The 24,318-nt window shown below is 56.5% G+C and carries 20 protein-coding genes; 11 read left to right on the forward strand and 9 right to left on the reverse strand.

What is annotated here, in order from left to right; translation table 11 throughout:
* Nucleotides 1–32: 32 nt before the first annotated feature.
* The 7 genes from ispD (at nucleotide 33) to QP868_RS00530 (ending at nucleotide 9,140) form a co-directional block, all read left to right on the forward strand.
* Nucleotides 33–749 carry a 2-C-methyl-D-erythritol 4-phosphate cytidylyltransferase gene (ispD, locus tag QP868_RS00500; RefSeq protein WP_284924549.1) on the forward strand — a complete coding sequence of 239 codons (717 nt, stop codon included), beginning with the start codon at nucleotides 33–35 and terminating at the stop codon, nucleotides 747–749.
* Nucleotides 731–1,213 (forward strand): 2-C-methyl-D-erythritol 2,4-cyclodiphosphate synthase, encoded by a 483-nt coding sequence (ispF, locus tag QP868_RS00505; protein ID WP_284924550.1) that lies wholly within the window; start codon nucleotides 731–733, stop codon nucleotides 1,211–1,213. Before ispD ends, ispF begins: the two co-directional genes overlap by 19 nt.
* A 406-nt stretch (nucleotides 1,214–1,619) precedes the next feature.
* Complete coding sequence (gene kdpA, locus QP868_RS00510; RefSeq protein ID WP_473964618.1) at nucleotides 1,620–3,233, forward strand: potassium-transporting ATPase subunit KdpA; 1,614 nt, start codon at nucleotides 1,620–1,622, stop codon at nucleotides 3,231–3,233.
* Nucleotides 3,230–5,305 (forward strand): potassium-transporting ATPase subunit KdpB, encoded by a 2,076-nt coding sequence (gene kdpB / locus QP868_RS00515; protein ID WP_284924552.1) that lies wholly within the window; start codon nucleotides 3,230–3,232, stop codon nucleotides 5,303–5,305. Before kdpA ends, kdpB begins: the two co-directional genes overlap by 4 nt.
* A gap of 10 nt (nucleotides 5,306–5,315) precedes the next feature.
* Nucleotides 5,316–5,903, forward strand: coding sequence for a potassium-transporting ATPase subunit C (locus QP868_RS00520; protein ID WP_284924553.1), 588 nt, complete (start codon nucleotides 5,316–5,318; stop codon nucleotides 5,901–5,903).
* A 1-nt stretch (nucleotide 5,904) separates the two neighbouring features.
* Nucleotides 5,905–8,460 (forward strand): DUF4118 domain-containing protein, encoded by a 2,556-nt coding sequence (locus QP868_RS00525; protein WP_284924554.1) that lies wholly within the window; start codon nucleotides 5,905–5,907, stop codon nucleotides 8,458–8,460.
* Complete coding sequence (locus QP868_RS00530; protein WP_284924555.1) at nucleotides 8,457–9,140, forward strand: response regulator transcription factor; 684 nt, start codon at nucleotides 8,457–8,459, stop codon at nucleotides 9,138–9,140. The genes QP868_RS00525 and QP868_RS00530 overlap by 4 nt, the downstream gene beginning before the upstream one ends.
* Before the next feature lie 74 nt (nucleotides 9,141–9,214).
* Here the strand turns inward: QP868_RS00530 and QP868_RS00535 are convergent, their stop codons facing one another.
* From QP868_RS00535 to QP868_RS00570, 8 genes are all read right to left on the reverse strand, one after another.
* Nucleotides 9,215–11,305: a bifunctional metallophosphatase/5'-nucleotidase gene (locus tag QP868_RS00535; protein ID WP_284924556.1), complete on the reverse strand. Its 2,091-nt coding sequence runs from the start codon at nucleotides 11,303–11,305 to the stop codon at nucleotides 9,215–9,217.
* Nucleotides 11,306–11,452: 147 nt separating this feature from the next.
* Nucleotides 11,453–12,538 (reverse strand): baeRF3 domain-containing protein, encoded by a 1,086-nt coding sequence (locus tag QP868_RS00540; protein WP_284924557.1) that lies wholly within the window; start codon nucleotides 12,536–12,538, stop codon nucleotides 11,453–11,455.
* Between the two features lie 50 nt (nucleotides 12,539–12,588).
* Complete coding sequence (locus tag QP868_RS00545) at nucleotides 12,589–13,488, reverse strand: sucrase ferredoxin (RefSeq protein ID WP_284924558.1); 900 nt, start codon at nucleotides 13,486–13,488, stop codon at nucleotides 12,589–12,591.
* Between the two features lie 21 nt (nucleotides 13,489–13,509).
* Entirely contained in the window at nucleotides 13,510–15,138 is a 1,629-nt protein-coding gene (locus QP868_RS00550; protein WP_284924559.1) for a Na+/H+ antiporter NhaC family protein, read from the reverse strand.
* Between the two features lie 50 nt (nucleotides 15,139–15,188).
* Complete coding sequence (locus tag QP868_RS00555) at nucleotides 15,189–15,902, reverse strand: MBL fold metallo-hydrolase (protein ID WP_284924560.1); 714 nt, start codon at nucleotides 15,900–15,902, stop codon at nucleotides 15,189–15,191.
* Nucleotides 15,886–16,989 carry an S-(hydroxymethyl)mycothiol dehydrogenase gene (locus QP868_RS00560; protein WP_284924561.1) on the reverse strand — a complete coding sequence of 368 codons (1,104 nt, stop codon included), beginning with the start codon at nucleotides 16,987–16,989 and terminating at the stop codon, nucleotides 15,886–15,888. The genes QP868_RS00555 and QP868_RS00560 overlap by 17 nt, the downstream gene beginning before the upstream one ends.
* Nucleotides 16,990–17,101: 112 nt before the next feature.
* The gene (locus tag QP868_RS00565) at nucleotides 17,102–17,209 is read right to left on the reverse strand and encodes a methionine/alanine import family NSS transporter small subunit (protein ID WP_284924562.1); all 108 of its coding nucleotides are present in this window, start codon (nucleotides 17,207–17,209) and stop codon (nucleotides 17,102–17,104) included.
* Nucleotides 17,206–18,777 carry a sodium-dependent transporter gene (locus QP868_RS00570; protein ID WP_284924563.1) on the reverse strand — a complete coding sequence of 524 codons (1,572 nt, stop codon included), beginning with the start codon at nucleotides 18,775–18,777 and terminating at the stop codon, nucleotides 17,206–17,208. Before QP868_RS00570 ends, QP868_RS00565 begins: the two co-directional genes overlap by 4 nt.
* Nucleotides 18,778–18,936: 159 nt before the next feature.
* Between QP868_RS00570 and cysS the strand changes: the two genes are divergently transcribed.
* Both cysS and rlmB read left to right on the forward strand, forming a co-directional pair.
* Nucleotides 18,937–20,388, forward strand: a complete 1,452-nt coding sequence (gene cysS / locus QP868_RS00575) for a cysteine--tRNA ligase (protein WP_284924564.1) — start codon at nucleotides 18,937–18,939, stop codon at nucleotides 20,386–20,388.
* A 2-nt stretch (nucleotides 20,389–20,390) separates the two neighbouring features.
* A complete protein-coding gene (gene rlmB / locus QP868_RS00580; protein ID WP_284924565.1) occupies nucleotides 20,391–21,311 on the forward strand; it encodes a 23S rRNA (guanosine(2251)-2'-O)-methyltransferase RlmB in 921 nt (306 codons plus the stop codon).
* A 57-nt stretch (nucleotides 21,312–21,368) separates the two neighbouring features.
* On the opposite strand, the gene QP868_RS00585 is transcribed toward rlmB, so the two are convergent.
* Entirely contained in the window at nucleotides 21,369–22,160 is a 792-nt protein-coding gene (locus QP868_RS00585; RefSeq protein ID WP_284924566.1) for an SDR family NAD(P)-dependent oxidoreductase, read from the reverse strand.
* Nucleotides 22,161–22,324: 164 nt separating this feature from the next.
* On the opposite strand from QP868_RS00585, the gene QP868_RS00590 reads away from it, so the two are divergent.
* Together QP868_RS00590 and QP868_RS00595 are read left to right on the forward strand one after the other, a co-directional pair.
* Nucleotides 22,325–23,302, forward strand: a complete 978-nt coding sequence (locus QP868_RS00590) for a LacI family DNA-binding transcriptional regulator (RefSeq protein ID WP_284924567.1) — start codon at nucleotides 22,325–22,327, stop codon at nucleotides 23,300–23,302.
* A complete protein-coding gene (locus QP868_RS00595; RefSeq protein ID WP_284924568.1) occupies nucleotides 23,299–24,282 on the forward strand; it encodes a LacI family DNA-binding transcriptional regulator in 984 nt (327 codons plus the stop codon). Before QP868_RS00590 ends, QP868_RS00595 begins: the two co-directional genes overlap by 4 nt.
* The last annotated feature ends 36 nt before the right edge of the window (nucleotides 24,283–24,318 follow it).

Here is a 24,318-nt window from a genome sequence, read left to right on the forward strand (position 1 = left end):
TTTGTGTGCCCACGTGGACTAGAGTTGCTGGTATGGAAACGGTGGCGATCATTCCAGCGGCAGGAGCTGGGACACGGTTGGGATTAAAAACCCCCAAGGCATTTGTCCCGTTGGAAGGACACACTCTCCTCGAACGCGCAGTCGCCGGAGTTCTTGACGCAGGCATCGAACTGGTCATCATTGCCGTGCCGCGTGACCTCGAGGCCCGTGCACAAGATCTGTTCCGTGCCCAGCCAAACGTTCGCACCGTAGTAGGGGGTGCTGAACGTACGGAGTCAGTCCGGAACGCACTCGCCTCCATCGAGGTCAACCCCAGCTACGCCCTGGTGCATGACGCTGCCAGGCCGCTGACACCTCGGCGAGTGTTTGACCGCGTGCTTACAGCACTCCGTGCCGGGCATCAGAACGTGGTCCCAGTTCTCCCTGTTTCTGACACTGTGCGAACGCTTTCGTCGCAACAGCCAGAGGACGCGGTCGGCCTAAGCGCCCCAGTTGAGCGAGCTCGGTTGCGGGCCGTGCAGACCCCGCAAGGTTTCGCGTTTAAAGATCTTGCGGATGCACATGAACGCTTCGAACGTGACGCGTCAACGAACGTGACCGACGACGCCAGCCTGCTTGAGGCTATGGGTATCCCCGCAGTGGGTGTCGAGGGATCTCACGAGGCGTTCAAGATCACCCATCCGCTGGATCTTGAACTTGCGCGGATGCTGTGCCAACGGAAGGAAAACTCGTGTTTGTGCCCCAGGTAGGAATCGGTGTAGACGTCCACGCAATAAGCGACAACCCAGACCGGCCCATGTGGTTGGCGGGACTCCTGTGGGAAGGCGTCGTGGGGCTGGAAGGGCACTCTGATTCCGATGCGGTCGCCCACGCATGCTGTGACGCCATTTTTTCTGCAGCAGGTGTTGGCGACCTGGGGGCGCATTTCGGAACAGACCGCCCGGAATTTGCAGGAGCCAGCGGATGTGCGCTTTTGCGTGAAGCCGCGCGAATTGTGCGCCAGGCTGGTTTTGAGATCGGCAACATCAGCGTTCAGGCAGTGTGTAACCGACCCAAAATCGGTACGCGGAGGGACGAAGCGCAACGTGTGCTCAGCGAAGCCGCAGGGGCCACCGTTCATGTTTCTGGGACAACAACCGACCGTTTGGGTTTAACTGGCCGAGGTGAAGGCGTGGCTGCCATTGCCACCGCCCTGGTGTACCGGACGCAGTAGCTTTTTCTATTGATTCCTGCAGGGCAACGTTGCTCCAAGGAACACCGTATTAAAAGCACGTAAAAAATTCTGTGCGGGGTGTAAAGAAACCGTAAGGACCCGCAGTGCCCGGTCCACGGGCGCGTTTTGATATTCACTGTCACTCAACTGAGTGGCTTCGCGCCAGGGAAACGACGCGAATTCTGAAATCACTCAGAAAGCTGAATCGTGTTAGACATCCTCTTCATTGCACTTACCGTGGCGTATTTCGCCGTCGTTGGAGTGTTCGGTTGGGCGGTGAACAAACTATGAGCCTCGTAGACATCGTGTGGTTAGCGTTTTGTTCCGTCACAACGGCTTACGTTTTTTACTCGCTCATCCATCCTGAAAGGTTCGACTGACAGTGGAACTTTTACAACTTCCGTTGATGGTCGCCCTGCTTGCCGTTGTGCACGTACCCATGGGCAACTACATGGCGCACACTTTTACGAGCGCTAAACACTTGAAGATTGAACGCTTCATATACCGCCTTGCAGGCGTGAACCCGGAAGCACAACACACGTGGAAGATGTACCTGCGTAATATCCTGGTGCTCTCTGCACTTTCCGTGTTGGGAATGTACATCCTCCAGCGGATTCAGCAGTGGCTTCCCATGAACATGGGACTGGGGCCAGTACCTGCGGACCAAGCATGGAACACTGCCACGTCATTCGTGACAAACACCAACTGGCAGTCCTACGGTGGCGAAACTACTATGAGTCACCTGACCCAGATGCTGGCACAGAACTTCCAGAACTTCATTTCGGCAGCCGTTGGAATCGTCGTGGCTATTGTGCTTATTCGTGCAATCGCATACCGCGAAACCGACAAACTGGGGAACTTCTGGGTCGACCTCGTTCGCTGTTGCCTCCGTATTCTTTTGCCCATCGCTTTTATAGGTGCAGTGCTTTTGATTCTGGGTGGAGCGATCCAAAACTTCAACGGCCCGCAAGTCGTGCAGACATTGGCAGGTGGCCAACAAACCATTCCAGGAGGACCGGTCGCGAGCCAAGAAGCCATTAAAGAATTGGGAACCAACGGTGGTGGTTTCTTCAACGCGAACTCCGCCCACCCCTTTGAGAACCCTAACGGTTGGACCAACCTCCTTGAAGTGTTCCTCATTTTGTTGATCCCATTTGCGCTCCCACGCACCTACGGCGTCATGGTCGGTGACAAGCGTCAGGGCTATACGGTCCTCGGTGCAATGGCAATTCTGGCAATCGGTTCGCTTGTGAGCCTCACTGCCCTTCAGATGAGCTTCGCAGACAACAACCTCGCTGCAATGGAAGGAAAAGAAACCCGTTTTGGCATTCTTGGATCCACGCTTTTCGCTACAGCCACCACCCTGACGTCAACCGGCGCAGTGAACTCCATGCACTCGTCATACGAACCGCTCTCCGGTGGTCTTTTGATCTTCAACATGCTCTTGGGCGAAATTTCCCCCGGCGGTGTGGGATCGGGCCTGTATGGAATGCTTGTTGTCGCAATCATCGGAGTCTTCATCAGCGGACTCATGGTGGGCCGTAGCCCCGAATACATGGGCAAACGAATTGGGCCCACCGAAGTCAAACTCATCAGCATGTACGCACTCGTCGTGCCGGTTGTTGTACTGCTTGGTACGGGCCTTGCAATTGCGCTTCCATCAACGCGTGACTCTCTTGCTAATTTTGGTCCGCACGGTTTGAGCGAAGTGCTCTATGCGTTTACGTCGGCAGGTAATAACAACGGATCAGCCTTCGCTGGTCTCAATGCGAATACTCCGTTCTTGAACGTATCGCTTGGTTTTGCAATGCTGTTGGGGCGCTTCGTCCCAATTGCGTTGGTGCTATGTCTTGCCGGACGCTTGTCTGTCCAAACCCCAGTGGCAAAGACCAAGGGAACACTCCCCACAGACACACCTCTTTTCTCGGTTGTCATGGCCGGTACTGCTCTTCTCATCACCGGTCTGTCCTTCCTTCCGACACTTGCTCTCGGACCTCTTGCTGAAAGGTTCATGTCATGACCACTCAGATTCAGGAAACTGAAACTGAAGCCCAGAATGCCACCGCGACGCAATCTGGAATCAGCGGAAAACTGATTCTGGCATCGTTGCCCCAGGCGCTCCGGAAACTCAACCCTGCAACCATGGTGCGAACTCCTGTAATGTTCATCGTGGAAATTGGGGCTGCGATTACGTTTGTCCTCGGGGTCATCCACCCCAGCCTGTTTACGTTTACGTTGGCAATCTGGCTGTTCCTGACCGTAGTTTTCGCCAACTTAGCCGAGGCGGTTGCCGAGGGCCGCGGTAAAGCTCAAGCTGACGCGCTTCGAAAGACCCAGACGGCGTCGACAGGGCGTGTGCGACGCCCCAATGGAGAAGTGGAAGAAGTTCCGTCTTCGTCGTTGCGACCCGGCGACGTTGTCATTGTGTCTGCGGGTGAAACTATCCCGGGTGACGGTGATGTGATCGTAGGGGCGGCGACCGTTGACGAATCAGCGGTCACAGGTGAATCGGCTCCGGTGATTCGCGAATCCGGCGGTGACCGCTCAGCCGTTACAGGTGGAACCCGCGTACTGTCCGACACCATCGAGGTGCGTATCACCTCGGAACCAGGAAACACTTTCATCGACCGCATGATTGGTCTGGTGGAAGGTGCTAGCCGCCAGAAGACACCAAACGAACTTGCTTTGAGTGCCTTCTTGTCTGTGCTGACGTTGATCTTCGTGTTGGTTGTTCTCACCTTGGTTCCAATGGCGAACTACTCGAACGCTCAGCAACCGATCACCGTGTTGATTGCGCTCTTGGTCTGTTTGATCCCTACGACGATTGGTGCGTTGCTTTCCGCAATTGGTATTGCAGGCATGGACCGTCTTATTAAGCGCAATGTCCTTGCCACCTCGGGAAAGGCAGTGGAAGCTGCCGGCGACGTGACAACTTTGCTTTTGGACAAAACTGGAACCATCACGGTGGGTAACCGCAAAGCCACAGCGTTTGTTGCGGCAGAAGGAATTTCGGAAATCGAGTTGGCGCGCAAAGCTCAGCTGTCGTCACTCGCTGACGAAACCCCTGAAGGTCGCTCGATTGTGGTACTGGCCCAGGATGGTCTTGGGCTGGGAGAAGTTCCCGAAGCTGATTACGCTCAAGCGGAGTTCATCCCGTTCAGCGCAGAAACTCGAATGAGTGGCGTCAAACTTTCTGAAAACCACCAAGTCGTCAAGGGCGCCGCCACTGAAATGGTCAAGTGGGTCGAGAAGTCTGGCGTGCAGGTTGGTGACGATGTCAAACACACGATTGAGCGCATCTCGAATGACGGTGGTACGGCGCTCGTCGTAGCAGAAGAAGACAAAGGGAAACGCCAAGTTCTGGGGACCATACACCTGAAAGACATCATCAAAGAGGGCATGGTCGAACGCTTCAAAACCTTGCGCTCGATGGGTATTCGCACCGTGATGATTACAGGTGACAACGAACTGACAGCTCAAGCAATTGCGCGTGAAGCTGGTGTCGACGACTACCTTGCTCAAGCGAAACCGGAAGACAAGCTCGCACTGATTCGCCGTGAACAAAAAGGCGGAAATATGGTGGCAATGACCGGTGACGGAACGAACGACGCTCCCGCGCTGGCTCAAGCTGACGTGGGTGTAGCGATGAACACCGGTACTCAGGCTGCTAAGGAAGCCGGGAACATGGTTGATCTGGACTCCGACCCCACCAAGCTCATCGAGATCGTGGAGATCGGTAAACAGCTCTTGATTACCCGCGGTGCGCTTACGACGTTTTCGATTGCCAACGACATCGCAAAATATTTTGCGATCGTACCGGCAATGTTCGTGGTGGCCTTTCCTGGCCTCGATGTTCTGAACATCATGCGCTTGTCGTCACCTGAGTCAGCAATCACATCTGCGGTGATCTTCAATGCGATCATCATCGTGCTACTGATTCCTCTAGCACTACGCGGTGTGAAGTACGTTCCTGGAACATCGCACCAGCTTTTACGTCGCAACCTTGTTGTGTACGGACTAGGCGGGTTTGTCGTTCCCTTTATTGGCATCAAGATCATCGACATGATCGTTTCGCTTCTACCTGGTTTCTAAGGAAAATTTCATGGCACAGAAAACCGCAGGAGTAGTTTCGGCTACCGTGCAAGCTACCCGTACACTATTGATCTTGCTGGTCATTTTGGGGCTCATCTACCCCTGTGTGACGTGGCTAGCAGGACGACTGAACGCCAACGGTGCGGACGGTTCTTTCTTGGAGCACAACGGCCAGGTCGTTGGTTCAAAACTTATTGGGCAAGACACCTCGAAAGACCCAAGCTTGTTTCACCCGCGTCTTTCATCCGGTGACTACGACGGGATGTCTTCCGGAGGCTCCAACCTCAGCCCAGTAGGCGACGAATTTCAGAAGACTATCGAAGACGCCAAGAAGTCGATTGCTGAGGAAAACAGTGTCGATCCAGCTGATGTTCCTGCTGACGCCGTAACAGCAAGCAGCTCGGGTCTAGACCCGCATATCAGCAAGGAGTATGCTCACATTCAGGTTGAACGTGTTGCAAAGAACTCGGGACTATCGGTTGAAAAAGTCGAAGAACTCGTTGAGAAAAACTCGTACGGTTCGATCCTCGGATTCATTGGCAGTCCGCGAGTGAACGTCAACACCCTCAACCTTGACGTGGTCAAGGCAAAGGGCTGAAATGAACGAACGTCGCGGATCACTCAAGGTTTACTTGGGTGCCGCTCCGGGAGTGGGCAAAACCTACGCAATGCTAGAAGAAGCCCACTCCCTGACGAAATCTGGAACCGACGTGGTTGTTGGCGTTGTGCACACGCACGGTCGCGCTGGGACAGCTGCCAAGGTTGAAGGCTTGGAACTTATCCCAACAAAGAAGGTTCTCTATCGAGGATCTGAGTATGACGAGCTCGACGTCGACGCGATTCTAGAACGACGACCGGAAGTGGTGCTCGTCGATGAACTTGCACACACGATCGTGGGAGCCGAAAGCTCACGCAAGCGCTGGCAGGATGTGGAAAGGATTCTCAACGCCGGAATCGACGTGATTTCGACGGTAAACATCCAGCACGTCGAATCGCTTAACGACGTTGTCGCCGACATTACGGGACATGTCCAGAATGAAACCATTCCTGACGCTGTTTTGCGCGATGCCGACGACATTGAACTCATCGATTTAAGTCCGGATGCTCTTCGCATCCGTCTGCGCCGTGGCCAGATATACAAGCCAGCTGCTGCTGATGCGGCCCTTTCACGGTTCTTCCGCAAAGGGAACCTCACTGCGCTTCGTGAACTCGCGCTGTTGTGGCTCGCTGACCAGGTCGATGAAGGCCTAGCGAAATACCGAAATGAAGAAGGTATCCACTCCACCTGGCCTGCTCGCGAGCGCATCCTAGTCGCGGTTGCTGGAGGACCGCACGTACCCACTTTGATTCGCCGAGGTATGCGAATCGTGGGACGTATGGCCGGGCGTGAACTCGTGGTTGTTCACATCGTTCCCACGGACGGTGCGCCTCTCATGACTGATGCTGAAATTCAGCAAGCTAGAACTCTCACCGAATCGTTGGGAGGCGCATGGCACACGCTGTCAGGTGAAGACTACGCAGAAACTCTTTTAGAGTTTGCCAATACTATCAACGCCACTCAGTTGGTGATCGGATCATCCCGAACGCCGTGGTACAAGAAACTACTTTCACGACCAACGAGCTCACGCATTATCGACGGTGCGGGAGACATCGACGTCCATATCGTGACGAACCACGGGACCAGCGAACCACAACCATCCCAACGACGACCTCGGCGAAATCTGTCCCTTGCACGCACGGTGAGCGCGTGGGTTTTGGCCGGTGTGTGCGTCGCTGGCATTACCGCCATGGGGATCTCCGAAGCTCATGAAGTGGTCGCGTTTTCCACCTTGAGCATGGCCTATGTCCTGGTGGTTGTGGTCGTTGCTCTTGTCGGGGGACTGTGGCCGGCTCTCGCATCCGCTGTTGTGGGTACTGGATTACTCAACTGGTTCTTTACCGAGCCTTTACACACCATGTCGATCGCTGAACCTGAAAACATCTTCTTGTTGTTCGTGTTCATTGTGGTTGCGGCTCTCGTGGCACGTGTTGTTGACGGGGCCGCTAGAAGAACGCAAGAAGCGCGAACCGCACGGGCTAACGCGCAGCTCATGACCGAACTGGCAGGTTCTGTGATTCGTGAAGGTGTTGGTATCCAGGCGATTTTGGACAAAATCTCACAAGCGTTTGGTCAAGATAGCGTCACCCTGGGGTATTTTGACGACAGCAAAAACCTCGTAACGGAATACCGTTCGGGGAAAGAGCTGAAGTCGGGGAGCGAAGCCGATGAGACGTTTACGCTGGATGACCATCACGTACTGTTGTTGGCTGGGCGCCCTCTCAACGCAAATGAACAGAGAGTGCTGGACGCGTACACGGGACGCCTGGTTGGTCTCATGACGCAGACACAGCTGACGGAGGCTCGTTTGCAGGCGCGGCAGTTGGAGGCCGCGAACGCGATTCGCACGGCATTGCTCAGTGCCGTTTCGCACGATCTGCGAACTCCGCTGGCAACAATCAAAACCTCAGTTTCCGGCCTGCTTCTGGATGATGTCGACCTGCCAAAAGACCTACAAACTGAGCTGTTGCGTTCGATTGAGGCGTCCTCGGATCGACTCGACCGGATCGTGGCTGACCTTTTGGACATGTCACGTGTGCAAACGAATACGCTCAGCATCAACGAGTCCGTCATTGAGCCCAGCGAACTGGTCGCACGTACGGTCGACCACATGGACCCCACGCTGAAACCTGGACCACTTGAAATTGCGATCCCCCGCGATCTGCCACTGATCAAAACTGACGCAAGCTTGGTGGAACGTATTTTGGAGAACCTGTTGTCGAACGCTGCAAAACATACAGGCAACGGAGTGAAAATTGATGCAGCGCTAGAGGGAGACCGAGTAGCAATTCGTGTCATTGACTTTGGCCCAGGGCTGAGCGATGAAGCAAAACAACAGCTCTTCACACCCTTCACCCGTTTGGGCGACACCACCAACTCGCGGGGACTGGGACTTGGCGCAGCAGTGGCAAAGGGACTAGCTGAAGGTATCGGTGGTGAGCTTTCCGCCGATGACACCCCAGGTGGTGGACTCACGATGGTTCTGACTCTGCCTATTGGAAAAGCCACCCACAAACCGTTCGTATCTGATCACATGACGACAAGGAGCACGCTGTGATTCTCATTGTTGAGGACGATCCGACCCTGTCTCGTGCAATGGCGGTCAACCTCATTGCACGCGGCTATAAGGTTCTCACTGCAAACACGGGGGAGCAGGCGCTCACTATGGCTTCGGACCACCCAATTGAAGCCGTTTTGCTTGACCTTGGACTTCCGAACATGAGCGGTTTAGATGTCATTGACGGAATCCGCGGTTGGTCACAGGTTCCCATTATTGTGGTGACCGCGCGACATGAAACGCAGTCAAAAATCGAAGCCTTAGATCGCGGTGCCGACGACTATGTGACCAAACCTTTTGCACTGGGGGAGCTTTTGGCGCGTTTGCGGGCGAACCTGCGTCGTATTCCGCAAGAAACGGCTGAGCCGGTCATCGTCACCTCCGACGGCAGGTTGTCGATTGACCTAGCCCGCAACATCGTGGCGGTGTCGGGTGAACAAGTGAGTCTTACGCCCCAAGAATGGAAGATTGTGAGCTATTTAGTGCGTCACCCTAACCGCCTGGTACGCCGGGAAGAACTCCTGGCAAACGTATGGGGTAAAGGCTATGAAAACGAAAACAACTACGCGCGCGTGTACATGTCACAAATTAGGCAGAAACTCGAAGTCGATTCGGCGGCGCCCAAGTACTTTATTACCGAACCAGGTATGGGGTATCGCTTCGTTCAAGGCGATGACTGACCGGGGTTACCGGACGCAGTAACGCCGAGGCGGGGTTGATCTGCGATCAGCCCCGCCTCGATTTATATTGGCTTTTAGTTCTTGCGGCGTGCAACCACCGTGATCACGGCACCTGCTGCAAGGAGAGCAACTCCTGCGCCCAGTGCCACACCGATCTGCGCACCTGTGCGTGGCAGCGGGTTCGAGGAATCCTTGCCAGCTTCGTTATCTGAACCGTCCGAGCTGTCTGAACCGTCAGAGTCGTCACCTGGCTTCTGGGAAGGCGCGTCCTCGGAAGGCTTTTCCGTTGGTGCGTCTTCAGTTGGCTCTTCGCCTGGAGCTTCTTCACCGGGTGCTTCCTCACCAGGAGCCTCTTCACCCGGTTCTTCCTCACCCGGAGCTTCTTCGACCGGACGGGTGGAAGACGTCAACCACCAGCTTTCGACGAAGAAGTCCTTGGGGTCGATAACCTTGTTCTCCACCGTCCAGTCAACGATCGCTTCGCGGATCGCAATCTGGTCGTTGTACACCTCGGGCAGGTCACTCACGGGGTAGCCCGAACCACCGGACGCACGGTAGTTGTTGATCGCCATGATGAACTCGTCGGAGTCCTTGAGCTCAGAACCGTCTTCCAAACGCAAGTTCTCAATGCGCTCGCCAACTGGCTTGGAGATGTTGATGTCGTACTTCACGCCGGTAACAGCGTCATACGAGTAGTCCGGGATGTCACGTCCGCGCTCAGTGTCAGGCGCGTTGGTGACTTCCTCCGGGTTGAAGTCAGCGCCTTCGTCTACCTGCTTGAAGTAGCGAGCCGACCACTCGAGGTACTCACGCAGCTGCTTACCGTTGATCTTCACACCCGAAAGCGTGTTGTCGTACACGTACAGTCCGGCAACGTCGCGGATCGTGACATCGCCCTTCTTGAACTCTGCGGTACGGCTAAATGGTGACGCCTGCGAAATGACCGGCAGGTCCTTGTATTCGCTGTCCTTGAGGGCCTTGCGAACAGTGTCAGCCTGCACGTGGGAAATGAAGTCCACAATCGCGGTGTCTTCGTAGCGCGAGGTCTTCGCACTCATGGTTTCAGTTGCCTGACCAACCACCTTGTTCACGTGCTTGATGGTCTTTTCGTGCGGAACCTTGAGCGCGTCCTTGAGTTCCTGGTCTTCAGGCACTTCTCCCGAGTAGTGTGGGGTGACTTTTGGCTTGTTGTCTTCCGACCAGTCGACCTCGAAGCCACCCTTATCGTTTGGCACCAGGGAGAGGCCCACCTCGGACACGGAACGCGCCCAGAACTTAGGCTGTGTCACCAGCGCCTGCGTGCCGTCTACCTGCTCGACGTACTCTTCAGGCTCATCCTGGTGAGAGTGTCCTGCGATCACAATGTCAATGTCAGGAACCTCGCGGGCGACCGAGGTGGCAAGGTCGTCGGTCTTGTTTTTAGGGTTCCATGTGGAACCTTCAGGGTCCTTACCAGAGTGCGCAAGGGCGACCACAACGTCAGCGCCGGCTTCTTTTGCCTTGGGAGCCCACTTCTTTGCAGAGGACACAATGTCATCGAAGTGTGCTTTGCCGTCGAGGTGCTGCTTGTCCCACACTGCAGAGCCGGGAGGGGTTACACCAACGACACCAACCTTGACGGTTTTTCCGTCAATTTCACGTTCGACGATGGTGTAGGGGTCGAACATCGGTTCGCCGGTAGCGTCGTCGATGACGTTCGCGCCCACGAGTGGGAAGTCGACCTGGTTCTGGTAGCGCTCCAGGAATTCGAGTCCGTAGTTAAATTCGTGGTTACCAACAACCTGAGCGTCGTAGCCAATCATGTTGTTTGCGGTAGCCATGGGATGCTCTTCGCCGGTCTTCAGGATGTTTTCCTGGTTGGCGTAGTAGCTGGTGAGGGGGCTTCCCTGAATATTGTCTCCGTTGTCGAAGACGAAGACTTTGTCTTCTCCGCGGTCAGCGCGAACCTTCTTGACGATCGAGTTCACGCGGGTAAGGCCCAGTGAATCGTCTTCAGGGTACGGCTGGTCGGTGAAGTAGTCGAAGTCGTAAATGTGACCGTGTACGTCCGATGTTGCAAGGAAGCTCAGGTCGAGGTTTTCTGGTGCCGGCTGCGCCAGTGCAACGACCGGGCTACCAGTGATAGCGCAGGCTGTAATAGCCGCGGCTAAGGTGCGAATTCGCATCTCACAGGCTCATTTCTTAGGGAATTTTGGGGACCCTCTGAGTCTAGAATGTGAAAGAAGTGATTCTGGTTACGCACGGTTTAACCCGCGGTTAAGTATCCCTTCACTCGCACACCTAGCCACTGGCTGTTATTCGTAGAATCCTGCTCAGTAACGGAACAGTGCTGCCACGTTCTCTACACTGCCGTCGGACATGATGATGAGCTTGCCCGAATTCTGCAGAGTGGCCAGAATGGCCTCGTTCACGGCATCAGCATTCCGCGTCACACTGGGGTTAATGAACAGCGTGTCCACTCGCCCTTCAACAGCTGCTTCGCGAATACTGTCACTCTGAGTAGAGGCCGAACCGGTTCCGAGCTTCGCCGAAAATCGTTCAAACACGGCGTCGTCTTGCGCTTTGAATGTGGGAAGCAGAGCCTCCCACGCGGCAGCGTGAAGTTCCTTGGGGGAGCGGTCGTCTGGGTTCCCCTTGACCATCGCGTCTTGCAGTGCGGGGTACGTGCAGAACTGCTTAAACGCCGGGTGTGCTTCAGCAACTGCAGCCAAAACCATGGGCTGTGACCGGGCCTTACCCAGCAAGTCGCCAACTCCCTGGCCCACAGCTTTGAGGAACTTGTCGACAAACACTGCGTCAACTTCATCTCCTGCTCCGTGACCGTGGAACATGGCGCGATCTCCACCGACTGAACGGGACTGGAGCTGGCGTTGGCGCTCATCCGGGCTCACAACATCGTCAAGCGAGGATGGAACTGTGTCACCCAAGTCCAGCTGCGTAAGTGAGTCGCGGGTAGCGTCAAACAAACGCACCTTGGCACGTGAGAGAGCCAGAATGTAGAACTTGGAAGATTCGGCCAACGCCGTTGCCAGCGGGCGCAACGCGAACTGTTCGCCCACGTGGACGCGCTCAGCCAGCGGGACACCCACGCGGAAAACAAAGTGGACATTGTCAGCGGAATACAGTGCGAGGCCGTCGCCTTGGTTACGCCAAAAAGGACCGTCGTTGATCAGTGCAGTGAACGGCTCTAAGCGCGCGTCAATGTCGCTACTTGAAAGTCCTGCCTCTGCAAGCTGCCGTTGTGCTTCACCAAGAAGCGATTTGAGGCGCGTAGAAGATTCGCGCGACTGTTGATCGGTGCGATCAACGGGCATGAGCACCGAAAGATGAGCTCCGGTAGCCTGTGCCATCTGGTCGAGGTGGGTTTTTTCGATCTGGTCAAAACTACTGTGTCCCATGCATGGATCTTACCCGGAATGTATGTGGCGCGCATCTCATTATGTGTATGTCACAGCAACGTAGCGTTAAACGCTTTAACCTCTTTATCGCCTTTTCCACACGTCGCCGGGCGCGGGGGTAGATCACTGACTGTGTGCTCAACTTCTACCGCGTGCGTGTCCCCGTTTGCGCACTTCACCTGAAACACGGTGTCGCTTGTGGCTTCCACTCCAACGACATCGGCAACCCCGGTGAGGAGGTAGTGGGACCGGACTGCCACCTCGGCGGCCTGCTCTGGTTTCGAAAACGCACTGCGCCCACGCAACAGATCCAGGTGAACCTGATTATCGACAGCCAAGTCCCAGATCTGGCGCGCCGCTTGCGCGCCGGCCCGCCCGTACGTGAACCCCCATGGGAGGACGATCACAGCGGGTGCGAACCGGTGGCCACCCGTGTGGCTGGTTTCCCACACCCGCGCCGAGGTGGTTTCCTCGTGAGCGTCAGCGTCCTGTGGCTCGCTGGCATGCTGCGACAAAAGCGCTGCAACCGGGCGACCTTTGAGAGCACAGCAGACATCGCGCTTGCCATGCGTGCAGATGAGTGCCAAAGGCGATTCGACGGCGGTAGCGCCGGGTATCGTCGCAGGGTTAGATACGTCCAAATCAAGGAGATCGGACACGCTTTTGATGGTGAGGGTGTACAGAGCTTCCTTGCCTGGCGTTGACTCTGCAACAAACACGCGGTGACCATTTGCGTCTTGACCCTCCCGGCCAGGCTCGCGAATGAACTGGAACCGCGCATTGTGCGCATTCATGTGGGCTTTGATTTGGGATGCTAGTTCCTCACCCAGGGCAAAGCCGTCCAAAGCGTCATGGCCCCATCCGTGGCTGAACTCCACGCACACCCACCGGGTCGCTTCAAGAGCAGTCCCAAGAAGAGGCTCGTCAAAAAAGTCAGAACACGCCGTCATGCACAGGTCCTTTATGTAAAACTACGCGTTGTTTGCTTCGGTTGCCATGGGTTCATCATCAAGTTCGAACCCGTGAATCTTCTCCAGGCGGGTCCAACGCCACACTCCGGCGAGGACCAATCCAGTAAGCACCACCAGAGTGACGATCATGCCCACCCACACCTGGTGAGTGATGGCCACGGAGATGTAACCAACCAAAGCGGCAACGGCAGTAGCCAAAGAGTATGGCAACTGCGTCTGTACGTGAGTGACAACTTCACACCCTGCACCAGTCGACGACAAGATAGTGGTGTCGGAAATAGGTGAGCAGTGGTCGCCCATCACCGCACCTGCAAGAACTGCACCCAGAGCAGGCAGCACCATGTCGGTCGCACCTACTGCCAACAGGATGTCCCCGGCAAGCGGGATCAGCAGGCCGAATGAGCCCCACGAGGTTCCCGTGGCAAATGCCATAGCCGCTGCAACCACGAACATGAGCGGGACCAACCACTGGGTGGGGATGCCTGCATTTTCAACGAGTCCACCTAGGTATTCGCCGGTGCCCAAAGCTTCGACCACGGTTCCCAGCATCCACGCGAGGATCAAAATGTAGATGGCTGGAAGCATGGACTTAGTGCCTTCGGCAACCCCCTTAAACAGGGTGCCTGCATTGAACTTGGAGTGACTACTTGTGTAACGGAAGTAGTAGAACACGGCGGCGATAAGACCGGCGATGCCTCCGTACAAGAGTGAGTTGGGCACCAAGGTAGAGGCGAGCATGTCCATGGGGTTAGCACTTCCGCTTTCCATGTAACCGGTGATGAACATGGCGCCAATAACACCGACAACCAAGAACACGAACGGAACGATCAACGAGCGGAGTGCGCCGGGACGGTAAACAGGGAGGTCTTCGGAAAGCTCGCCGGGGATTTCGGCGTCTTTTGCAAACATTTCGCCTTCGGCTAGGGCCCTGCGTTCTTCCCGCCGCATGGGTCCAGCTTCCAGACTGAAAATGATGACCATGAAGACCACGACGATCGCACCGATCGCGTAATAGTTCGCAGCCGCTGCTCCCAAAAAGCCCATGACCCCATTAGGAGCGACCGCGGCTGCCACAATGATGGGGGCCATAAGACCAATGATCGAAGCGCCCCAACTTGAAAACGGTGCGAGAACAGAAACAGGAGCAGCAGTTGAGTCGATGATATACGCGAGTTTCGCACGCGAAACTTTGAACCGGTCAGACACCGGACGTGCGACCTGCCCCACCGCCAAAGCGTTGAAATAGTCATCAATGAAGATGGCAATTCCCAAAAACGCGGCAAGCAGCTTTGCTCCACGGCGTGACTTGATGTGTTTAACTGCCCAATCCGAAAATGCTTCTGTTCCCCCAGCCATGAGCACGAGCGCGGTAATGACTCCCAGGATCACCAGGAAGATCAGGTTGAACACCTGGTCAGTGTTCACTCGCCCAGCTTCAGAGTCCCAGAAGATTACCGCGAACGCTGACCAGATTTGAGACAGCGTACCCAGAGGGTTGAAGTTTTCAACGAGAAGAGCTGCGAGAACCACGCCCAACCCCAGGCTGAGAACCACCCGCCGGGTGACGATCGCACTGATAATCGCGATGAAAGGCGGAAGGATTGTGAGGATTGGATACTGGTCAACCACGGACACTAACTCCCTTGTCTTGAAGGTTGGTACAGACAGTTTAACGGGGTTTAGTGACCGCGGGCGATCCATTCGTCCAGTTGAGGACGTTCAGCGCCAATTGTTGTGGCGTCACCGTGCCCAGTGAGAACCACGGTTGAATCTGGGAGCTCAAACAGTGTGGAGCGAATCGAATCAATGATGGTGTCAAAGGACGAATACGACCGTCCAGTGGCGCCCGGACCACCAGAAAACAGAGTGTCGCCGGACAGCAAAACGGGAACGCCGGCGTTTTCGCCTAGTTCGTCGCGCAACTGGTCTACAGCCTGCCCGAGGTCGTTTGGCAACTGGGCGAGCGTGAGTCCGCTTTCGATGTAGAAGCATGTGGAACCGGGGGAGTGGCCCGGCGTGTGCAAGGCTTTTAACTGAAGTCCCGCGATGCTGAACGTGTTTCCATCCTGGATGTTTTCATCCGGTTTAACGTCTGGGAATACGGCGTCCCACAGCATCGCGTCCTCTGCATTGAGGCACACGGGGATACCGCCCAGCGAGTCCTTCGTTTCAAGTGCGTAGCGAATGTGGTCGTCGTGACCGTGTGTGAGCAGGATACGTTCGCAAAAACGTGTTCCCACCTGATCTGCCACGCGTTCAGGGTCGTGGGCAGGGTCAACGACAACGACCTCGGCGTCATCCCCAACTATCCACACGTTGTTGTCCACGTCCCACGTTCCGCCGTCAAGCGAAAAAGTGCCGGACGTGATGAGTCGTTCAATTCGCGCTGTCATTGATAACCACCGATCGTAGAACTTCACCGCGTCCCATTTTGGCAAACGCGTCTTCAACTTGGTCAATTGTGATGCGTTCAGAAACGAATTTGTCCAGAGGCAGGCGACCTTGTTTGAACAGGTCGATGAACATGGGGAAGTCGCGTTCGGGCAAGCAGTCGCCGTACCAGCTGGACTTCAACGAGCCACCGCGGCCAAAAACGTCGAGGAGCGGAACGGACAGCTCCATTTCAGGGGTAGGTACTCCCACGAGCACCACAGTTCCGGCGAGATCGCGGGCGTAGAAGGCCTGGCGCCACGTTTCAGGAACCCCAACCGCGTCGATCACGACGTCAGCACCAAAACCACCGGTGAGTTCCTGCACAGCGGTGACAACGTCATCCTCGCCGAGGTCGCGCGAGTTGATGGTGTGCGTGGCGCCAAGGTCTGTTGCCCACTGAAGCTTCCGGTCGTCAAAGTCGATCGCAATGATGCGGGAGGCGCCTGCCAGGCGTGCTCCAGCAACGGCTGCCGCTCCCACTCCACCACAGCCGATGACAGCGACGGATTGACCGCGCGTGACTTGACCGGTGTTGATGGCTGCACCCAGACCGGCCATGACACCGCACCCCAACAGGCCAGCGACCGCCGGGTCGGTTTCTTCGACTTTGGTGCACTGCCCGGCAGCCACCAGGGTCTTGTCTGCGAAGCTACCGATTCCAAGGGCCGCTTCGAGTTCCGTGCCGTCGGTGAGAGTCATCTTCTGAGTCGCGTTGTGGGTGTCGAAGCAGTACCACGGTTCGCCTCGTTTACAGGCGCGGCACTCACCACAGATGGCGCGCCAGTTGAGAATCACGAAGTCGCCAGGCTCCACATTTGTGACACCTTCGCCTACCTGGGAAACGACTCCCGCGGATTCGTGACCCAGCAGGTACGGGTAGTTGTCTCCGATTCCGCCTTCGCGGTAGTGAAAGTCCGTGTGGCACACACCGCATGACTGCACGTCGACCACGACCTCGCCTGGGCCGGGATCTGGAATGACGATGTCGACGAGTTCGACCGGCTGTCCTTTAGCTTTGGCAACGATGCCTTTAACTGTTGTGGGCACGTCAACTCCTATGCGTGATCGACTAGGTGTATAAATCCCAGTCTATGTAGGAACCGCGTTCAGCTTCTATAGCTGAACGCGGTTCCTACATGGTTACTTAGCTCTAACAGACTCAGCCTTCGACGTCTGAGTGCTTCTTCAAGTGCACGATCGCGGCTCCCAATCCACCCCATACGGTGATAATGGACAGCAGCATCATGATGATTGCCGATGTGGTCATGCGTGTTCTCCTTGAACGTCTTGAGCGTGAATTGCTTCTTGTGTCTCGTCGTGGTCCGTACGCGCTGCGTCAATGACGTTCTTGCGCCACGGAACCAGTGACAGGATCACCGCGAATACCACTAGTGCGGCGACCATGCCCCATCCGAATACGCCCACGAACCAGCCGGGGTATTCGCCGTATCCGTTTTTGACCAAGTCATATGTGGATGTAATGAACATGTAGCCCAACACGGCAGGGGTGACGACGCCCAAGAAGGCAATCCAGGCCCAGCCCACCTTGAAACTGCTGACCTTGTTGAGGTGGTCACGCAGGGTTGGCAGTGCGCGGATCACCCACGCCAAGCAGATGAGAGCGATCAGAGCAATTCCCACAATGGCCAGGTTGTTCACGAAGGCATCGACCACGTCGAGCACGCTCAGTCCCGTGATCGTGGGGTAGATGACACAGGAGACAACTGCCATGAATCCACCGAAGACGATCGTTGAGGTCTTCTGCGAGATGCCCAGTTTATCTGCAACGGCCGCTGTCACAACCTGTACCAGCGAAATGAGTGATGTCAGGCCTGCGAACACCAGGCTCAAAAAGAACAGGACACCAAAAATGGATCCACCTGGCATTTCCGAAATGAGAGCAGGGAAGGCAACGAACGCGAGCCCTGGTCCACCTGCCACAGTTTCACTCACAGCGACACCACTCTGGTGAGCCATGAAGCCAAGAGCGGCGAACACACCAATACCGGCCAGGATTTCGAAGCTGGAGTTAGCGAAACCAACGACCAGGCCAGAACCAGTAAGGTTGGTGCGTGGCTTGAGGTAGGCCGAGTACGTGATCATGATTCCGAAAGCAACGGACAGGGAGAAGAAGATCTGACCGTAGGCGGCAATCCAGACCTTGGGGTCAGCAAGCGCGCTGAAGTTAGGGGTGAAGAACGCGTTAAGTCCTTCAGCAGCGCCCGGAAGGGTGAGCGAGCGAATAACCAACCCCACAAACAGCACCAGCAGAATAGGCAAGAAGATCTTGCTGACGCGCGCAATTCCGTTCTGCACACCGCCCACAAGAATCAGTAGGGTAGCGACCCACACCGCGATGAGAGGTAGCAGTACTCCGACGACCGGTTGCACGCTAAACGTGACATCCCCAGACTGTTGGAGGAACGTTCCGCCAAAGAAGCCTTCTGCGTCGTCTCCCCATGACAGGTTGAGTGAGAAGAACGTATAACAAATCGCCCACGCGATGATGACCGCGTAATAAATGGGAATTACGAACGCGATTCCCACGTGTACCCAGCCGATGGGTTCAGTGCCACGGTTCAGCAGGCGGAAGTTCAGTGGTGATGACGAGCGGAATTTGTGGCCGATCGAATAGTCCAAGAACAGAAAAGGGATACCCACCGTGATGAGTGCAATCAAATAGGGGAGGATAAACGCTCCTCCACCGTTTTCAAACGCAACATAAGGGAAACGCCAAATGTTGCCCAGCCCCACGGCCGAACCAATTGCAGCCATAATGAACGCCGTCTGTGTACTAAAGACCTGGCGTGGCTGAGAGGAAGTAACTTGTTTCATCAACTGTCCTTTAAACCTGCACAGATAATCTGTGTTGCCCGTTAACCAGCCCAGCGACCTTTGCGGGGCTGATCGAACGAGAAATATATAGCATGAATCACATCTTCGTCATGCAGTCCCATATCGTAGACAAGCTCAGCATTTAAGTACACTTGATGCGTGACGATTCAGCTGTATAACTCGAAAACCCGCAAGCTAGAGCCTTTCGCGCCCGTGACGCCGGGGTGTGTGAGCATCTACGTGTGTGGTGCCACGGTCCAAGGTGCACCTCATATTGGGCACATGCGTTCGGCGGTTGTTTTCGACCAGTTGCGCCGGTGGATGACATACCGGAACTTCGACGTCACCCTGGTCCGGAACGTCACTGACATCGACGACAAGATCCTCTCCAAGTCAGTTGATGAAGGCCGACCGTGGTGGGCGCACGCTTTCCTCTATGAGCAAGTCTTTACCGAGGCATATGAGCGGATCGGAGTCGCGCCCCCAACTTATGAACCGCGGGCTACCGGGCACATTCCAGAAATGATTGAGCTGATCGCTCGTCTCATCGAAGCTGGCCATGCGTATCCAGCACAGGACGGATCAGGCGATGTGTACTTCGACACTGCCTCGTGGCCGGAATACGGATCGCTGACCCGCCAGGACCGCGACAGCATGGAAGACGCCGCCGACGCCCCCGTGCGTGGCAAACGCGACCCGCGTGACTTCGCGGTGTGGAAGGGCCACAAGGACGCTGACCCGGTAACGGCGTCGTGGGACACCCCATGGGGCCGAGGTCGTCCCGGCTGGCATATTGAATGTTCGGCAATGAGCACCAAGTACTTGGGTGCGCAGTTTGACATCCACGGAGGAGGACGAGACCTGCGGTTCCCCCACCACGAAAACGAGATGGCACAGTCCAACGCGGCGGGCGACCCCTTCGCAAACCTGTGGATGCATTCGGGGCTGGTGAGTGTGGACGGCAACAAAATGTCCAAGTCCTTGGGGAACTCGATTTTCGCCCACGATCTTTTTGACGAATACTCGCCGTTGCTCGTGCGCTTCTTCCTCACCTCGGGCCACTACCGATCCCAACTCGAATTCACCCGGGACAACGTGGCTCAGCAACAGGCAGCGGCCACGCGCATCACCAACTTCCTCACGCGGGCCCGAACCGCACTCGGGGACGCAGCACCTGCCGTTGTGTCCTTCGAAACTGGCTACGAAGGCGGCCACGTGGCACCGGAGTTTGCGCAGGCCATGGACGATGACTTGAGTACACCTCGGGCGCTCGCGGTTGTTTTTGACTACGTGAGCAAGGGATACAAACTGCTCGAAGCCGGAAGCTCCACAAGCCACGAAGAGCTCGCACACACCCTGGTTGCTGTCGAAACCATGCTTGACACACTGGGAATCAATCCCACAAGTCTCCAGTGGGCAGAAACCGCAAGCGGCTCAGACGCCGCCACCCAGGCCCTGGACGTACTCGTGTCTGAACTTGCAACCCGCAGATTAGAAGCGAAAAAAGCCAAGGACTTCGCCACCGCTGATGCGATTCGCGATCAACTCACCCAAGCAGGCATCGTCATTGAAGACACCGCGGACGGATTCCGCTACCACCTAAAGGATTAAGTATGTCGAAACCAGGATCACGCGCCCGAAAAGGAACCGGCGGGCACGGTCGCCGCGCGCTCGCCGGTAAAGGCCCCACGCCAAAAGCCGAAGATCGCGTCTACCACAAGGCGTACAAAGCCAAACAGGAACGACTCAAACGAGCGGCACAACAACAGGCTCGCAAAAAGAAAAAGGAACACGGTTCCGACATCGTGGCTGGGCGCAACTCCGTGCTTGAATCCCTGCGCGAAGGAATCCCCGCAACCACCCTGTATATGGCGCGCCGGATCGACACCGACGAACGTGTTCGCGCTATCATCGAAGCCGCATCAGACCGGGGCATCCCCATGCTCGAAGCCGGGAAACCTGACCTTGACCGGATCACCGACGGGGCCATTCACCAGGGCGTTGCCCTTCAAGTGCCACCCTATGAATATGCCCATCCCGACGATCTGCTCTCCCTGGCTCGCGACCGTGCGGAACACCCGCTCCTCGTAGCTCTCGACGGAATCACCGACCCACGTAACCTGGGCGCCATCGTCCGCTCAACAGCAGCGTTCGGCGGGCACGGCGTCATCATCACCGAACGACGCGCAGCCTCCATGACAGCGGCGGCGTGGAAGACCTCGGCGGGGGCAGCCTCCCGTATTCCGGTGGCCCAGGTCGTGAACTTGGCCCGAGCCATCGACGACCTCAAGAAGAACGGCGTATTCGTTCTGGGGCTGGACATGGACGGCGACGTAGAACTGCCCAAACTAGAACTCGCTCGCGAACCCGTGTGCCTTGTAGTGGGGTCAGAAGGCAAAGGGCTTTCACGCTTAATACGTGAAAAATGCGACCAAATCGTGTCGATCCCCATCAGCGCAAGCACCGAATCGCTCAACGCGGGAGTCGCGGCAGGAGTCGCCCTGTACGAGGTGGCACGTACACGCATGCTTTAAGGCGCCTCGCCTTTCCCAGGGGGAAAACCGAGGCGCCCCTGCGAGCGCGCTTTGCAACTAGACGCGTGGCGAGAAACGTCCGTCGTGGGCCATCCATCCACCGTCGACAAGTAGCGGTGTGCCCGTCACATACGAGGACGCATCGGAAGCGAGGAACAGAACAGGGCCCGCCATTTCATGCAGGTGACCCCAACGACCCACCGCAGTCTTCTTGGCGTACGCGTCCCACCACTGAGTATCAGATTTAATTTGCGCCGTCAGTGGCGTGTCGAACGGGCCAGGCAGAATCGTATTCACGCGGACCCCTGAACCACCCAGCTCACTCGCAAGCGTCTTAGTCAACTGCACAACCCCAGCCTTCGCAGCCGCATACAGGCCCTGCCCGGGTTCAACGACCTCGGCACGGAACGACGCGAACGTGACGATCGAACCCCGCCCGCGCTCGCGCATATTGTCTCCGAATGCGCGCATCAGGCGGTACGTGCCTTTGAGGTTGATGTCGATCACGCGGTCGAACTCTTCATCCGTGGTGTCCAACAGGCGTTTACGGACGTTCGCCCCCGGAGTGATCACCAGAGCGTGAGCATCAGAAAAGGACTGAGCGAGCGAGTCGACACTGCCTGAGTCGGTGATATCCACGGTAAAGGCTTCAGCAGAACCGCCACGTTCAGCAATGATCTGCGCAGTGGTTTCAGCAGCTTCAGTGTTGAGATCCGCGCAAACAACGTGCGCACCCGAATCCGCCAACCCCAGGGCTGAAACCTGACCCAAACCGGAACCGCTACCAACAACAACTGCTGTGCGGTCGGACATGCTGAAAAGGTTCGGAATGTTAGGGACGTCTGTCATAGCCAGGCCTTTCGTGTGTGGTACTGATGTCAAGCAAATGATGTAGGTAAAGTTACACTACGTTTAGTGACTCGGCTCACGGAAAAGTGTCCACATGTCGTTCTCTTAGTGCTGGTCAGAGCAGGTGCATGACCGGGTAGGCAACGATCTCGTAGACTACGCGTATGACAGTGCGCATCCATGACGTAGCCCAGGCTGCAGGCGTTTCTGTCACCACTGTTTCTCGTGTGTTGTCTGACCGCGGTTCGGTGGCGGAAGCAACAAGGCAGAAGGTGCTTAGTGCCGCTCAACAAGTGGGGTACACGCGGTCAACGTTTCTTCCCCGCAACGATGTGCGTTTCATCGCTGTTGCCATGCCACAAGACCCTGAACACTGGCAACTTGAAGTGAGCCGGCTCGTCAACGCAGAACTGCAGTCACAGGGAATCTTGACCATGACCCCGCTCATCGACACCAACCTCGCGTCACTGAAAACTTCGATTCAGGCAGGTGCGGGACTCGTTGTAACCCCAACCTTCACACACGTGGATGTGGATGTACCGGTAGTGAGGTTCGACGAATCTTCTTTTGCTGGCGCACACACGTCTCTGAACGAAACCATTGCCGCCAAACTCGACTTGGCCACGAGCCTGAGCTTGGCGTTTGAACACTTAACCGACCTTGGGCACCGCAAAATCGGCCTGGTGTGTAAAGACTCCGGAGAACTTGCGGATCTCCTTGCTTCCCGATTCCTCGCCGAACACCCCATGCGTAATTTGGGTAGTGCTGAAGACTGGATTGTCCGAGTATCCAAGTCGTATTCCGGCGGTATCCACGCTGCTATGCGCCTCAAAGACGCAGGAGGCACAGCAGTGATCGTGCAGGGACAACTCCAGCTTTTTGGCGTTCTTGATGCGATCCGGAAGCGCGGTCTGACCGTGCCACGAGATATGTCTGTTGTGGGGATTGGCGACAGTCTGACCACGCAGTACACGGGCCCACCGGCAACCGTTCTGGCACTGGACTCTGCGGCAATGGCCCAAACGCTCGCAGCCGCCACACGCAGTGTTTTGCACATTCCTGGCGAACAGATGAAAACCGTGCCACCGAACTTCCGCCCCAAACTCATCGCCCGCGGCTCTACTTCGGCAGGTCGGGCATGAGCCGCCCAACCCTCAAACAGATCGCCGAACTTTCTGGCTTGTCTGTTGCTACCGTGAGTCGCGTTTTGCGTGGCAAACCATCCGTGAGTGAGTCCGCGGTTCGTGCAGTTGAAACCGCTGTGCGGACCCTGGGGTACGGAACGGCTCCCGGTGGGCGTTCCGCAATCGCGGTGGTGCAAGCAGTGCCGGTGGGAAGCGATGTGGACCCGTACGAATCGCTGTTTCTACACGTGTCCGAACGCCTGTTTGAAGTGGGCCGGGCTGCCGTCCGGGTTCTCACCGGCCCTGGGATTCCTCCTGCAACTCCTATGCTCGCCAGTTCCGGAATCCGTGGGGCTCTGGTTTTGGGTGGTAGCTCCGCAGGGCCCGAGGCGGTCCGCATGCAAGAAGAAGGCATCCGGGTTTTGCGTATCGCCCAGTCCACATACGCGGAAACTGCGCAGATTGTTTTGGACCCGACGACCTCGCTGAACACGGCCTTGAGCCACTTGGTGAACCTGGGACACACCAGGATTGGCTTGGCGGTTCCCCGCAACAGTGCTGCGGCTGCCCGTATCTCGACTTTCCGCAAACGTCTCGCTGAGCTTTTGCATATTTCGGCGACCCGCGACCAGGCCCCGGTTGCGATAGCTGAACCTGGCCTGCCCGCAGGTATTCATGCGGCGCAGAAACTTTTAACAGCCAACTGCACTGCCGTGATTGCGACGTCACCGTCGTTGACGTTTGGGTTGCTTGAAGCTGCTCGGCGCGAACGGCTGAGTGTGCCTGAACACGTGTCGCTTCTGACGGTGGGCGACATTTCTGACGCCGACGTTCTCAGCCCACCCATTTCCCAGGTGACGTACGATTGGCAGGCGGTTGCTGAGACTGCGGTTGGCATGCTCGAAACCATGCTCAGCCGCCCCGGTTACATGCCGACATACTCCATGTCACCTGAGCTTGTTTTGCGCAGTTCGGAAAAGCCGATTCGCAGACGTTGAACCCCCTGGACGGAACCTGCTGGGTAATCTGCGGGG

Source organism: Brevibacterium sp. UMB1308A, assembly GCF_030230605.1.
Lineage (GTDB): Bacteria > Actinomycetota > Actinomycetes > Actinomycetales > Brevibacteriaceae > Brevibacterium.